Genomic DNA, 14025 nt, shown 5'->3' on the forward strand with positions numbered 1-14025 from the left:
GGGCGGGTATTTACATGTCGTCGAAATAGCGCTCGTGCCAGTCAACCAATGGCTGCGGCGCGTTCAGTTTCTGACCGTAGATGACGGAGTACGACAGCACGTTCTGCACGTACTGGCGGGTTTCATCGAACGGGATGGACTCTACCCACACATCGAAGCTCAGGTGCTTGGCACCTTTCAACCACTGCCGCACGCGCCCCGGCCCTGCGTTGTAGGCGGCGGAGGCCAGCACCCGGTTGCCGTTGAACTGGCTGTGCACCTGGCTGAGATAGGCAGCGCCCAGCTGAATGTTCTTGTCCGGGTTGAGCACCTGAGCGGGGGAGGCCAGGGGGATGCTGAACTTGCGTGCGGTTTCCTTCGCCGTGGCGGGCATCAGCTGCATCAGCCCGCTGGCACCCACGGGTGAGCGCGCATCTTCCATGAAGGCGCTTTCCTGTCGGGTAATAGCGAAGACCCAACTGGAATGCAGGCCGCGCACCTTGGCCTCGCGCACCAGGGTGTCGCGGTGGGCCATGGGGAAGCGAATGTCCAGGTCATCCCAGTACTTGGCCTGGCTGATGGTGCGAATGGCCGGGAAGTACCAGCGCAAGTCGTAGCCAAGGCGCGCCTGCGCGACCATTTCGTCACGGTTGAAGTGCCGGCTGACGTGGTACCACTCGCGCCGGCCTTCGACGATCTGCCCCCGGGCATGGAACTCCAGTGCTCGGCGGATCCCAGGGGTGTTGCGGACCTTGTTGACCAGCTGCGGGCTGAGCGCCAGCGGCTTGTTGTTCAGTTGATACGGTGTTTGAGCGCGGTCTGCGGCGAGGAACCCGTAGAAGTCACGTTCACGGGACACGTTCTTGTACAGCAGTGGAACCTGCGGGTTGTTGGGTTGCGCAAGCTCCAGGCTGCGTGCCTGCCAGTACTTCCAGCGGCTGCTCTGGGCCAGGTCTTTGGGCAGGCGCTTGGTCAGCTGGTAGGCATCCTCCCAGCGGCCAAGGCGCAGCAGCAGGCGCAAGCGCCATTCGCTGACCGTGTCGTCGCGCAGTTCCGGGTCGTAGCGGGTCATCAGGTCCAGCGCGCGGGGGTCGTAGCGGCGGGCCAGGGTCAAGCCGATTTCCCGGGCGATGGCGACCTTTTCGTCGCGGGAGAAGTGCATGCGCTGAGCGTAGTCGTCGAGCAATGCCATGGCCCGCTCGGGGTCTTGCCGGGCGAGCCGGCGCAGGCCAAGGCTGACCACGTCGGACATGGCGTCGTCGGCCGGGGCAAAGCGTGACGGCTGGTTGAGCAGTTCGGGTTTTTGCGCCACATCCACCAGCAACCGCCCTTGTGGGCCCAGGGTGGTGAGGGTTTTGACCAGGTTGTTGGCCAGTGCGTAATTGCGCACCTGCGCGGCCAGCTTGGTGCGCTCCCAGCGCTTGGCTTCGGTGAGCTGGCCCTCTGCTGCCCACATGGCGAACAAGGTATCGCAGGCCGCGGGCTGCGACTTGCCGACGCTCCACAGTTTGTCGGCGGTGGCAAAGCCCTCGGCGCGCAGGCCATGGCTGAGCTGGTACTGGCCGTTCAGGCAATCCAGTTCGGTAAAGTTGAGCTTGGGATCGTAGTATTTGACGAAGGGCTGCCATTCGCCGCGCTCGGCCAGCCAGCGTAACCAGCGCAGTTTCATCCAGTTGGCCTGGGGCAGGTCGCCGTGCTTGGCCAGGAACTGCTCGATTTCCTCGTTGCTGGCGGTTTTCAGGCGCGCGGTGAGTTCGTCATAGGCGAGGTAAGGCGTGAGCGGGTAATCGCTCAAGGCATCGGCATAACGCAGGTACGGGCCTTTGTCGCCCTTGGCCAAGGCGCGCTTGGCCTCATCGAAGTACTGGCGTTGCACGGTAATGTCGGTGGCCTGGGCCGTGCAGGTGGCAGCAGTGAGCAACAGGCAGGAAGCAATTTGTAACAGGCGGCTGCGCATGATACGTCCGGGCAGTTGAACCATGGGGAAGTGAAGGCGGAGCCAGCACTGTCGGAAGCTATGGCCCTAGCTTAGCCGTTTGCCGGCGGTGGGTGAAAGCACTGTGCTTGTATCGGGATATTAAGTTCGACCAGGTGTCGTCTGGTGGCTGGCGCAGGGGCATTCGGATGTCGGCCAACCGCCAACTCAGGTAGAATGCGCGCCCGATTTATGGAGACGAACATGACCCTGCTCAAATTCAGCGATGTGTCCCTCGCATTCGGCGCCATGCCGCTGCTGGACAAGGTGTCCTGGCAGATCGCTCGTGGCGAGCGGGTGTGCATCATCGGCCGCAATGGCACCGGCAAGTCCAGCATGCTGCGCCTGGTCAAGGGCGAGCAGAAAGGCGACGACGGCGAGATCTGGCGCGCACCAGGCCTGAAGATCGGCGAGCTGCCCCAGGAACTGCCGGTAGCCGACGAGCGCACCGTGTTTGACGTGGTCGCCGCCGGGCTTGACGGCGTTGGCGAACTGCTGGCGCAGTTCCACCACCTGAGCATGAACATCCAGGGTGACGAAGACCTGGAGAAGCTCATGCACGTCCAGCACGAGCTCGAGGTCCGTGACGGGTGGCGCCTGCAGCAGGTGGTGGAGAGTACCCTCAGCCGCCTGCAGTTGCCGGCAGACAAGACCCTGGCCGAGTTGTCCGGCGGCTGGCGCCGTCGTGTGCTGCTGGCCCAGGCCCTGGTGTCGGAGCCCGACCTGCTGCTGCTCGACGAGCCTACCAACCACCTGGACATCGGCGCCATCGCCTGGCTTGAAGAGGCGCTGCGCGGCTTCAACGGTGCGGTGCTGTTCATCACCCACGACCGTTCGTTCCTGCAGAACCTGGCAACCCGCATTCTCGAGCTTGATCGGGGTGGCCTGATCGACTGGAACGGCGACTACGCCAGCTTCCTGGTGCACAAGGAAACAGCCCTGGCCGCCGAGGAAACCGCCAACGCCCTGTTTGACAAGCGCCTGGCCCAGGAAGAGGTATGGATCCGCCAGGGCATCAAGGCCCGCCGCACCCGTAACGAAGGGCGAGTACGGGCGTTGAAGGCGCTGCGTGTGGAACGTGGTGAGCGCCGCGAGCGCCAGGGCAAAGCGAATATCCAGATCGAATCGGCTGAGAAGTCGGGCAAGCAGGTGATGGTGCTGGAGCATGTCAGCTTCGCCCACCCCGACGGGCCGCTGCTGGTCAGTGACTTCTCCATGGTGCTGCAGCGCGAAGACCGCATCGGCCTGCTGGGTGCCAACGGTACCGGCAAAACCACCTTGCTCAAGCTGATGCTCGGTGACCTTGAACCCACCTCGGGCAAGGTTGAGCGGGGCACCAAGCTGGAAGTGGCCTACTTTGACCAGATGCGTCACCAGCTGGAACTTGAAAAGACTGTTATCGACAACCTGGCAGAAGGCCGTGATTTCATCGAGATCGATGGCCAGAACCGCCACATGCTGAGCTACCTGGGCGACTTCCTGTTCAGCCCTCAGCGTGCACGCACCCCGGTAAAAGCGTTGTCCGGCGGCGAGCGCGCGCGTTTGTTGCTGGCCAAGCTGTTCAGCAAGCCGGCCAACCTGCTGGTGCTGGACGAACCGACCAACGACCTGGACGTTGAAACCCTCGAGCTGCTTGAAGAGGTGCTGTCCAACTACAAGGGCACCGTGCTGATGGTCAGCCACGACCGGGCATTCCTCGACAACGTGGTCACCAGCACCCTGGTCTTCGAGGGTGACGGCAAGGTGCGCGAGTACGTGGGTGGCTACGAGGACTGGATCCGCCAAGGCGGTTCCCCCAAGCTGCTGGGCGTGACGGAGAGCAAGGGCGGCAAGTCGGCGCTCAACAGCGCGGTGGTGGAAAAGGTGGAGGCCAAGCCCGCACCTGTCGCCGCGCCAGTGGCCGAGGACACGTCGAAGAAGAAGCTCAGCTACAAGCTGCAGCGAGAGCTGGAAATGCTGCCAGGGCAGATCGATGCGCTGGAGCAGCGCATGGCCGAGGCCCAGGAAGAGGTGAGTGCGGCGGGGTTCTATCAGCGGCCCATCGCAGAAACGTCGGCCGTGCTCGCCCGTATCGAAAAGCTGCAGGCCGAGCTGGATGTGCTGGTGGAGCGCTGGGCTGAGCTCGAAGGCTGACCAGCATCAAGCTGTAGGGCCCTGCGCGCCAGCTTGCCGGCGTCAGGGCCTGCGTACAGCCCGTCAGTCTTTTTTCAGCAAGCGGACCGCCAGTACGTCGCACGGCGCGCCGTGCAGCACGTCATTGGCAGTGGAACCCAGCAACAGCGCCAGGCCATGGCGGCCATGGCTGCCAACCACGATCAGGTCGCACTGCTGCTCTTTGGCCAGTTGGTGGATTTCTTGCCGGGGCTGGCCGTAGGTCAGGTGCGAGTCGCCGCGGTTGATGTCCGGGTACTTGGCGAACAGTCGGTCCATGCGCTCCTTGGCCTGGTCGAACTGCTGTTGTTGCAGCTGCGACAGGTCCATGGGTACATCACCCCCAAAGGCCATGGCCATAGGCTCGACGATGTGCACCAGGGATACCTTGGCGTTGGACGGGGCGGCCAGGGCCATGGCGCGCTTGATCACCGGGTCGCATTCTTCAGTCAGGTCGACGGCGACCAGAAGATGTTCATAGATCATGAGCTGTACTCCAGACAATCGCATTAGATGAAGTATGGTCGCTTTCGGGCGGGTCTTCCGTGAAAAATGGCTAACCGGCTCATTTGCAACGTTTTATGGGAAGTACTGATATGACGGTATTGCTGGTGGTGTCAATCCTTGCGCTGATTCTCAGCCCGCTTTCCTGGCTGCGCTCGTCGCGCCAGCAGAGCGAGCAGATGCGCCTGCGCCTGGAGGCCCGCCGCATGGGCCTGGCCATGCAACTGGCGCCGCAGCAGTGGCCGCATTGGCTTGAGCGGCAACCGCCAAGCCCTTGTCCGCAATACCATCGGGCCCGCCGGCGTGGTCACCAGGACAGCTTCAGCTTCTGGCAGGTCAGCCCGGGCCTGTGGTGGAACCAGTGGCGCGAACCGTGTGAGGACCCACGTTTTCTGGACGCGCTGGCCCGGTTGCCTGCCAGCGTGTACAAGGTCGAGGCGGACGCGCAAATGATCGCCCTGTACTGGACCGAACGCGGTGATACCGCTGTATTGCAAGATGTTGCTCACGTGCTCGAAACCCTCGCCTGATCCTCACCCCCCACCCACTTGCACTGATGCCACGGCCCACACGGACCGGCATCAGCCTGTTCCGGTTTGTAATACCCAGACTCACATGCAGCCCTCGGGCCTGAGTGTGGTTAATCGCTGACGTGAATGCACCTCGATCATTGTCATCATCGGTCGTATCAGGTCGGTACAAAATGACCGGAAAGTCGCGTTTTCGACTGGTTCGGCAGCATTTGACAACGCTGACCTTTTCGGAGAATGTGTGCACACCCAAATCAAACGGGCGTATGAATTGAGCGTTTGTATGGCACTGCGCCAATTCATGCCCCCGACTAGCGCGCTGACGGGTGTGCCTGGGGCAGGGCAGGCGAGCCTGCTTTTGCTGCAGTGATCGGCGTGTACAGTTCAGCTTCCATATCGTGGAGATCAGTTGATGATTTACGAAGGTAAAGCCATCACGGTTAAGGCTCTTGAAAGTGGCATCGTCGAACTCAAGTTCGACCTCAAGGGTGAGTCCGTCAACAAGTTCAACCGCCTTACCCTGAGCGAGCTTAGCCAAGCCGTCGATGCCATCCGGGCCGACGCCTCGGTCAAGGGCGTGATCGTCAGCAGTGGCAAGGACGTGTTCATCGTCGGCGCCGACATCACCGAGTTCGTCGACAACTTCAAGCTGCCCGAGGCCGAACTGGTCGCCGGCAACCTGGAAGCCAACCGCATCTTCAACGCCTTCGAAGACCTCGAAGTACCCACCGTGGCCGCCATCAACGGTATCGCCCTGGGCGGCGGCCTGGAAATGTGCCTGGCCGCCGATTACCGGGTCATGTCCACCAGCGCCCGTATCGGCCTGCCTGAAGTGAAGCTGGGCATCTACCCAGGCTTTGGCGGTACCGTGCGCCTGCCGCGCCTGATCGGTTCGGACAACGCCATCGAGTGGATCGCCGCCGGCAAGGAAAACCGTGCCGAAGACGCGCTTAAAGTGGGTGCCGTAGACGCTGTGGTGGCCCCTGAACTGCTGATGGCGGGCGCGCTCGACCTGATCAAGCGCGCGATCAGTGGCGAGCTGGACTTCAAGGCCAAGCGCCAGCCGAAGCTTGAGAAGCTCAAGCTCAATGCCATCGAGCAGATGATGGCGTTCGAAACCGCCAAGGGCTTCGTCGCCGGCCAGGCAGGCCCGAACTACCCGGCCCCTGTGGAGGCCATCAAGACCATTCAGAAGGCGGCCAACTTTGGCCGTGACAAGGCGCTGGAAGTGGAGGCAGCAGGCTTTGCCAAGCTCGCCAAGACCTCGGTTGCCGAAAGCCTCATCGGCCTGTTCCTGAACGACCAGGAGCTCAAGCGCAAGGCCAAGGCCCATGATGAAATCGCCCATGACGTGAAGCAGGCCGCCGTGCTCGGTGCTGGCATCATGGGGGGCGGCATCGCCTACCAGTCGGCGGTAAAAGGCACGCCTATCCTGATGAAGGATATCCGCGAGGAAGCCATCCAGCTGGGCCTGAACGAGGCCTCCAAACTGCTGGGCAACCGCGTGGAGAAGGGCCGCCTGACCCCAGCCAAGATGGCGGAAGCGCTCAATGCCATTCGCCCTACTTTGTCCTACGGTGACTTCGGCCATGTCGACATCGTGGTCGAAGCGGTGGTCGAGAACCCCAAAGTAAAGCAGGCCGTGCTGGCCGAGGTAGAGGGGCATGTGGGTGACGATGCCATCCTGGCCTCGAACACTTCGACCATCTCCATCAACCTGCTGGCAAAAGCGCTGAAACGCCCGGAAAACTTCGTTGGAATGCACTTCTTCAACCCTGTGCACATGATGCCGCTGGTAGAAGTGATCCGTGGCGAGAAGTCCAGTGACGTTGCGGTCGCTACCACCGTGGCGTACGCCAAGAAAATGGGCAAGAACCCAATTGTGGTCAATGACTGCCCGGGCTTCTTGGTCAACCGCGTGCTGTTCCCGTATTTCGGCGGCTTCGCCAAGCTGGTCAGTGCGGGCGTCGACTTCGTACGCATCGACAAGGTCATGGAGAAATTCGGCTGGCCCATGGGCCCGGCCTACCTGATGGACGTGGTTGGCATCGACACTGGCCACCACGGCCGTGACGTGATGGCCGAGGGCTTCCCGGACCGCATGAAGGACGACCGTCGCTCGGCGGTGGATGCCCTCTATGACGCCAACCGCCTCGGCCAGAAGAACGGTAAGGGCTTCTACGCCTACGAAACCGACAAGCGTGGCAAGCCGAAGAAGGTGGCCGACGCCACGGTGCTCGACGTGCTCAAGCCTGTGGTCTTCGAACAGCGTGAGGTTACCGACGAGGACATCGTCAACTGGATGATGATCCCGCTGTGCCTGGAAACCGTGCGCTGCCTGGAGGATGGTATCGTCGAAACCGCCGCCGAAGCGGACATGGGCCTGGTTTACGGTATTGGCTTCCCGCCCTTCCGGGGTGGTGCGCTGCGGTACATCGACGCCATCGGTGTGGCCGAATTCGTTGCCCTGGCCGATCGCTACGCCGATCTGGGCCCGCTGTACCACCCGACCGCCAAGCTGCGTGAAATGGCCAAGACTGGCCAGCGCTTCTTCAACTGAGCGGTCAACGAGCTAGAGCGAGAGATTTGATATGAGCCTGAATCCAAGAGACGTGGTGATTGTCGACTTCGGTCGCACGCCCATGGGCCGCTCCAAGGGTGGCATGCACCGCAACACCCGCGCCGAAGACATGTCGGCGCACCTGATCACCAAACTGCTGGAACGCAACGACAAGGTCGACCCCAAAGAGGTGGAAGACGTGATCTGGGGGTGCGTCAACCAGACCCTGGAACAGGGCTGGAACATTGCCCGCATGGCGTCCCTGATGACGCCCATCCCGCACACCTCGGCTGCGCAGACGGTCAGCCGCCTGTGCGGTTCGTCGATGAGCGCGCTGCACACCGCTGCCCAGGCCATCATGACCGGCAACGGCGATGTCTTCGTGATCGGCGGGGTCGAGCACATGGGCCATGTGAGCATGATGCATGGCGTGGACCCTAACCCGCACCTGTCGTTGCACGCCGCCAAGGCCTCGGGGATGATGGGCCTCACCGCCGAGATGCTCGGCAAGATGCACGGCATCACCCGAGAGCAGCAAGACCTGTTCGGCGTGCGTTCGCATCAGCTGGCCCACAAGGCCACGGTGGAAGGCAAGTTCAAGGACGAGATCATCCCCATGCAAGGGTATGACGAGAATGGCTTCCTCAAGGTGTTCGACTTTGACGAAACCATTCGCCCGGAAACCACGCTTGAAGGCCTGGCCTCGCTCAAGCCTGCGTTCAACCCTAAGGGGGGGACCGTGACTGCGGGCACGTCGTCGCAGATCACCGACGGTGCCTCGTGCATGATCGTGATGTCGGGGCAGCGTGCGATGGACTTGGGTATCCAGCCGATGGCGGTTATCCGTGCCATGGCAGTGGCCGGCGTAGACCCGGCAATCATGGGCTACGGGCCAGTGCCCTCTACCCAGAAAGCCCTCAAGCGTGCGGGCTTGACCATGGCCGATATCGACTTCATCGAGCTCAACGAAGCCTTCGCTGCGCAGGCCTTGCCAGTGCTCAAAGATTTGAAAGTGCTCGACAAGATGGATGAGAAGGTTAACCTGCACGGCGGCGCCATTGCCTTGGGCCACCCGTTCGGTTGCTCGGGGGCACGTATTTCCGGCACCCTGCTCAATGTCATGAAGCAGAACGGCGGTACCTTGGGGGTGGCGACCATGTGCGTCGGCCTGGGCCAAGGGATCACCACTGTCTTCGAACGCGTCTAAACGCGTAAGCTGACAGCGACCGGGGCCTTGTGCCCCGGTTTTGTTTTTTCTACCGTTTTGACCCAGAGGTGGGCGGCATGCAGATACAGCCAGGTGTGTACCGGCATTACAAAGGGCCTGAGTACCGTGTCTTCAGCGTTGCGCGACATTCCGAAAGCGAGGAGTGGATGGTCTTCTACCAATGCCTGTATGGTGACTACAGCTTTTGGGTGCGCCCCCTTGCAATGTTCTGTGAGTCGGTTGAGGTTGACGGCGAACAGGTGCCACGCTTTGCTTTGGTCAAGGCCGAAGAGGGCCTGGCAGGGGTGTCGGACAAGTCGCACGGCTGATCAGCCGAACTTGACCTCGCACTTTTGCCACTATATATAGCGGTGCCGCGTCTGGCACCTGACGTGTTTTTTATCTTCAGATTCAGGAATACACCGATCCATGGGCAAATCGCTGGTCATTGTGGAATCCCCGGCCAAGGCCAAGACCATCAACAAGTACCTGGGCAACCAGTACGTGGTGAAGTCGAGTATCGGCCATATCCGAGACCTCCCCACCAGCGGTTCGGCCAGCGCCAGCAAAGAGCCCGCCGCCAAGCGTGGCAAGGCGGCCGCGGGTGAGGCACCGGCCCTTTCGCCGAAAGAAAAGGCTCGCCGTCAGCTGGTTGCACGCATGGGCGTCGACCCGGATCACGGCTGGAAGGCCAAGTACGAGATCCTTCCCGGCAAAGAGAAGGTGATCGACGAGCTGCGTCGCCTGGCCAAGGATGCTGACACCATCTACCTCGCAACCGACTTGGACCGCGAAGGGGAAGCCATTGCCTGGCACCTGCGCGAAGCCATCGGCGGCGACGACACCCGCTACAAGCGTGTGGTGTTCAACGAGATCACCAAAAAAGCCATCCAGGACGCGTTCTCGCAACCGGGGGAGCTGGATATCGACCGGGTCAACGCGCAACAGGCCAGGCGCTTCCTGGACCGCGTGGTGGGCTACATGGTCTCGCCATTGCTATGGTCCAAGATCGCTCGCGGCTTGTCCGCCGGGCGCGTGCAGTCGGTGGCGGTGAAGCTGGTGGTGGAGCGTGAGCGTGAAATTCGTGCGTTCATCCCCCAGGAATACTGGGAAATCCACGCCGACCTCGGCACTGCAAAAAATGCCAAGGTGCGTTTCGAAGTGGCCCGTGAGAACGGTGAAGCCTTCAAGCCGCTGAATGAAGCCCAGGCCATGGCGGCACTGGACAAACTCAAGGCGTCCAGCTACAGCGTGGTCAAGCGTGAAGACCGCCCGACCAGCAGCAAGCCGTCGGCGCCGTTCATCACCTCGACATTGCAGCAGGCTGCCAGCAACCGCCTGGGCTTCGGCGTGAAGAAGACCATGATGATGGCCCAGCGTTTGTACGAGGCGGGCTACATCACGTACATGCGTACCGACTCCACCAACCTGTCGGTAGACGCCCTGGACATGGCACGCAACTACATCGAGCGCGAGTTCGGCAAGCAGTACCTGCCTGAAGCGCCCATGGTCTATGGCAGCAAGGAAGGCGCGCAGGAGGCCCACGAGGCTATCCGCCCTTCGGACGTCAACACGCACCCGACCAAGCTCAGTGGCATGGAGCGTGATGCCGAGCGCCTGTACGAGCTGATCTGGCGCCAGTTCCTGGCCTGCCAGATGCCACCGGCCCAGTACCTGTCCACCAGCGTGACCGTGGCGGCAGGTGACTTCGAATTGCGTGCCAAGGGCCGCATTCTGAAGTTCGACGGTTATACCCGGGTACTGCCGCAGCAGAGCAAGCCGGGCGAAGACGATGTGCTGCCAGAGATGGTGCAGGGCGAAGCCATGAAGCTGATGCAGCTCGACCCGAGCCAACACTTCACCAAGCCGCCAGCGCGTTTCACCGAGGCCAGCCTGGTCAAGGAAATGGAAAAGCGCGGCATTGGCCGCCCGTCAACCTATGCGGCGATCATTTCCACCATCCAGGACCGCGGCTATGTGACGTTGCACAACCGCCGGTTCTACTCCGAAAAAATGGGCGACATCGTAACCGAGCGCCTGTCGGAGAGCTTCGCCAACCTCATGGACTACGGCTTTACCGCCGGCATGGAAGAGAACCTGGACGACGTGGCCCAGGGTGAGCGCGACTGGAAGAACGTGCTGGACGAGTTCTACGGCGACTTCAGCAAGAAGCTGCAGACTGCCGAGTCCAGCGAAGACGGCATGCGCGCCAATCAGCCGACCATGACCAACATCGCCTGCAAGGAATGCGGCCGGCCGATGATGATTCGTACCGCCTCGACCGGTGTGTTCCTGGGCTGCTCCGGTTACAGCCTGCCGCCCAAAGAGCGCTGCAAGGCGACCGTCAACTTGGTGCCGGGCGATGAGATTGCCGCCGACGACGAGGGTGAGTCGGAGTCGCGGGTACTGCTTGGCAAGCACCGCTGCCCGATCTGCGCCACGGCGATGGATGCGTACCTGCTGGACGAGAAGCACAAGCTGCACATTTGCGGCAACAACCCTGACTGCCCGGGTTACGAGATCGAAGAGGGTAACTACCGCATCAAGGGGTACGAAGGGCCTAGCCTTGAGTGCGACAAGTGCGGCAGCGAGATGCAGCTTAAAACGGGCCGGTTCGGCAAGTTCTTCGGCTGCACCAACCCGGCCTGCAAGAACACCCGCAAGCTGCTGAAAAGTGGCGAAGCGGCGCCGCCGAAGATGGACAAGGTGGACATGCCCGAGCTCAAGTGCGAAAAGGTGGATGACACCTACGTGCTGCGTGACGGTGCTTCAGGCTTGTTCCTGGCTGCCAGCCAGTTCCCGAAAAATCGGGAAACCCGTGCGCCGTTGGTCTTGGAGATTGTGCCGCACAAGCATGAGATCGACCCCAAGTACCACTTCCTGTGCGATGCGCCTGCCAAGGACCCGGACGGCCGCCCGGCGGTGATCCGCTACAGCCGCAAGACCAAGGAGCAGTACGTGCAGTCTGAAGTCGACGGCAAGCCGACTGGCTGGAAGGCGTTCTACGATGGCAACGCCTGGAAGGTCGAAGACAAGCGCTGAGCAACAGCGTGTGTTGTATTGGGGCCGCTATGCGGCCCTCGTCATTCATGAGCCGTCTAATTCGCCATGCAGCCTGATGGGAGGGCATAGAAATGGCCCAGGAAGTCTACACCCGTACCAACCAGAAACTGTTTTTTGCCGGGCTTGCGCTTGAATCCATGGCCAAGGCGGAACAAAGCCAGGCCATGAACGCGCAGGGCCTGGCCCAGGCAGAACGTGAAGCCGCGCTGTTTCACCTGTATGGCGCATTGCTAGGGCTGTGTCATGAGGTCAGTGCTTTCTACCGTCTTCCAGTTGCTGCCAGTGTGGAGCAAGCCTTGGCGGATGATGCGCTTAATGGCCTTGCCATCCCAGAGGTTGCAGAACTGCTGGAGCTTGCCCGCCAGCGGGAGACCTGGCTGGCGCAAATGCTGGGGGCTTACGCCGACCTGTTCCGGCCGCCCGTCGCACGCAAGGCGCCAAAAACTGACGTCACTCAGCCGCTGATCCAGGCTGTAAGCCTGGATGAGCCGGCCACCGAACCACTGTCGAGGGATGAGTTGGAAAGCTGGCGCTCTAACCTCAAAGCGCTCGTCAGGCGTTTTCGCGACGCGTTGAGTGAGTGCTGAGTCCAGCCAGCGCTGGTACAATGCTGGCCTTTCGTGGAGAACCGCCGTTTATGTCTACGTCTTTTCTGGAAATTGTCGAGTTGCCTGATGGCCGCATCGAACTGCGTCGCGCCGAGGATGAGGGCTCATTGGTAACCTTGGATTTCTCGGAGGATGCCAAGGTGTTTCTGCAGGGTCAGCATGTGGAGGTGGCCAAGGCCATGCTCAGCGTTGGCGTGCAAATGGCCGGGCGGCTTATGGATGGCGAGCTTGAGCGGGAAGAAGGGCCGCGCGTACTGCATTGAGGTGCGTCACGCGTAACGTTCTATGTGGTCGCAGGCAAAGCCTGAACATCAGCCAAAGCGGATGTTCAGGCTTTGTGCATTACCCGCGCTGGCAGCGCGGACCAACTGCTGGCGTGCAGTTGCGTTGACGTTGCCCAGCCAGCTGACCACGGTATGGCTGCGCCCCAGGCGCAGCGCTTCGCAGGTCAGTTGCAACGGGCTCTTGTTGCCGCGAGGGTGCAGCAGCAGGATGCGCTCACGGTTGAGGCCGGCATCCCGTAGCCACGCCTGGGTCAGGCTGGACGGCGGGGCGATCAGGGTGAGCCAGCGGGCCTCGTCCTCTTCGCTCAGTTCGCGCAGTACCGGTGCCAACAAGGTCTGGCAGTGGCTGGGTGCGCCGTGCAGCGACAACTCGCTGAACAGGTCGGGCGCGCTGCTCTGGCGACTCAGTTCGCTGGCTTTCAGCCCAGGCAATACAGGCTGCGCGAGGAATGCTTCGAACAGGGGCAACTGGACTTGCTCGTGTGCGTGAATGATCTGCTGCATGACGCCTCCTGGATCAGCGGCGAATGACGCCGACGCTCAAGCCCTCGATCACCAGTTCCTGTTCTTTCAGGTTGACTTCGATGGGGGCGAATTCTGGGTTTTCGGCGAGCAGCCAGACCTTGTTGCCTTCGCGCTTGAACCGCTTGACGGTCACTTCGTCGCCGATGCGGGCCACGACGATCTGCCCGTTACGGGCTTCGCGGCAGGTGTGCACGGCCAGCAGGTCGCCATCTAGAATACCGACGTCCTTCATGCTCATGCCGTGGACGCGCAACAGGTAGTCGGCCTGGGGGTGGAAGAAGGCAGGGCTGATGTTGCACGATTGCTCGATGTGCTGCTCGGCCAGAATGGGGGCACCCGCTGCCACCCGACCGATGATCGGCAGCCCGGCTTCCTCGGCCTTGGCTTCAAGGCCCGGGATGCGGATGCCGCGCGATGCACCAGGGGTCATCTCGATGGCGCCTTTGCGGGCGAGTGCCTTGAGATGTTCTTCTGCAGCGTTGGGGGACTTGAACCCGAGCTCCTGTGCAATCTCGGCGCGGGTCGGCGGGAAACCGTTGTCCTCAAGGCAACGCTTGATGAACGCGAGGATTTCGGCTTGGCGTGGCGTCAGTTTCAACATGATCAGCGCTCTGTCTTTTTGTACAGTGACTGGGATTA

The 14025-nt window shown here is 61.7% G+C and carries 12 protein-coding genes; 8 read left to right on the forward strand and 4 right to left on the reverse strand.

The features are described 5' to 3' along the window. Positions 1 to 10: 10 nt before the first annotated feature. The gene (locus APH25_RS12630) at positions 11 to 1936 is read right to left on the reverse strand and encodes a transglycosylase SLT domain-containing protein (RefSeq protein WP_060482175.1); all 1926 of its coding nucleotides are present in this window, start codon (positions 1934 to 1936) and stop codon (positions 11 to 13) included. 222 nt (positions 1937 to 2158) lie between these two features. Here APH25_RS12630 and APH25_RS12635 point away from each other — a divergent pair, with 222 nt between their 5' ends. Beyond that, the gene (locus APH25_RS12635) at positions 2159 to 4087 is read left to right on the forward strand and encodes an ATP-binding cassette domain-containing protein (protein ID WP_060482176.1); all 1929 of its coding nucleotides are present in this window, start codon (positions 2159 to 2161) and stop codon (positions 4085 to 4087) included. A 63-nt stretch (positions 4088 to 4150) separates the two neighbouring features. Here the strand turns inward: APH25_RS12635 and APH25_RS12640 are convergent, their stop codons facing one another. Next, positions 4151 to 4591: a universal stress protein gene (locus APH25_RS12640; RefSeq protein ID WP_028632467.1), complete on the reverse strand. Its 441-nt coding sequence runs from the start codon at positions 4589 to 4591 to the stop codon at positions 4151 to 4153. Positions 4592 to 4701: 110 nt separating this feature from the next. Here APH25_RS12640 and APH25_RS12645 point away from each other — a divergent pair, with 110 nt between their 5' ends. The 7 genes from APH25_RS12645 (at position 4702) to APH25_RS12675 (ending at position 12840) form a co-directional block, all read left to right on the forward strand. After that, positions 4702 to 5139: a hypothetical protein gene (locus tag APH25_RS12645; protein ID WP_060482177.1), complete on the forward strand. Its 438-nt coding sequence runs from the start codon at positions 4702 to 4704 to the stop codon at positions 5137 to 5139. A gap of 412 nt (positions 5140 to 5551) precedes the next feature. Next, the gene (fadB, locus tag APH25_RS12650; protein ID WP_060482178.1) at positions 5552 to 7699 is read left to right on the forward strand and encodes a fatty acid oxidation complex subunit alpha FadB; all 2148 of its coding nucleotides are present in this window, start codon (positions 5552 to 5554) and stop codon (positions 7697 to 7699) included. Positions 7700 to 7730: 31 nt separating this feature from the next. Next, on the forward strand, positions 7731 to 8906 hold the full coding sequence (gene fadA, locus APH25_RS12655; RefSeq protein ID WP_028632470.1) for an acetyl-CoA C-acyltransferase FadA: 1176 nt from the start codon (positions 7731 to 7733) through the stop codon (positions 8904 to 8906). A 77-nt stretch (positions 8907 to 8983) separates the two neighbouring features. Continuing rightward, on the forward strand, positions 8984 to 9235 hold the full coding sequence (locus tag APH25_RS12660; protein ID WP_028632471.1) for a DUF1653 domain-containing protein: 252 nt from the start codon (positions 8984 to 8986) through the stop codon (positions 9233 to 9235). A 100-nt stretch (positions 9236 to 9335) separates the two neighbouring features. Then, positions 9336 to 11948, forward strand: coding sequence for a type I DNA topoisomerase (topA, locus tag APH25_RS12665; protein ID WP_028632472.1), 2613 nt, complete (start codon positions 9336 to 9338; stop codon positions 11946 to 11948). A 92-nt stretch (positions 11949 to 12040) separates the two neighbouring features. Continuing rightward, on the forward strand, positions 12041 to 12556 hold the full coding sequence (locus tag APH25_RS12670) for a DUF6586 family protein (RefSeq protein ID WP_060482179.1): 516 nt from the start codon (positions 12041 to 12043) through the stop codon (positions 12554 to 12556). Between the two features lie 50 nt (positions 12557 to 12606). Continuing rightward, positions 12607 to 12840 carry a hypothetical protein gene (locus APH25_RS12675; protein ID WP_028632474.1) on the forward strand — a complete coding sequence of 78 codons (234 nt, stop codon included), beginning with the start codon at positions 12607 to 12609 and terminating at the stop codon, positions 12838 to 12840. A gap of 48 nt (positions 12841 to 12888) precedes the next feature. Here the strand turns inward: APH25_RS12675 and sulA are convergent, their stop codons facing one another. Together sulA and lexA are read right to left on the reverse strand one after the other, a co-directional pair. Then, positions 12889 to 13365: an SOS-induced cell division inhibitor SulA gene (gene sulA, locus APH25_RS12680; protein WP_028632475.1), complete on the reverse strand. Its 477-nt coding sequence runs from the start codon at positions 13363 to 13365 to the stop codon at positions 12889 to 12891. A gap of 13 nt (positions 13366 to 13378) precedes the next feature. Further along, the gene (gene lexA, locus APH25_RS12685) at positions 13379 to 13987 is read right to left on the reverse strand and encodes a transcriptional repressor LexA (RefSeq protein WP_028632476.1); all 609 of its coding nucleotides are present in this window, start codon (positions 13985 to 13987) and stop codon (positions 13379 to 13381) included. Positions 13988 to 14025: the final 38 nt, after the last annotated feature.

The sequence above is a fragment of the Pseudomonas sp. NBRC 111119 genome (assembly GCF_001320125.1).
Classification (GTDB): Bacteria; Pseudomonadota; Gammaproteobacteria; order Pseudomonadales; family Pseudomonadaceae; genus Aquipseudomonas; species Aquipseudomonas parafulva.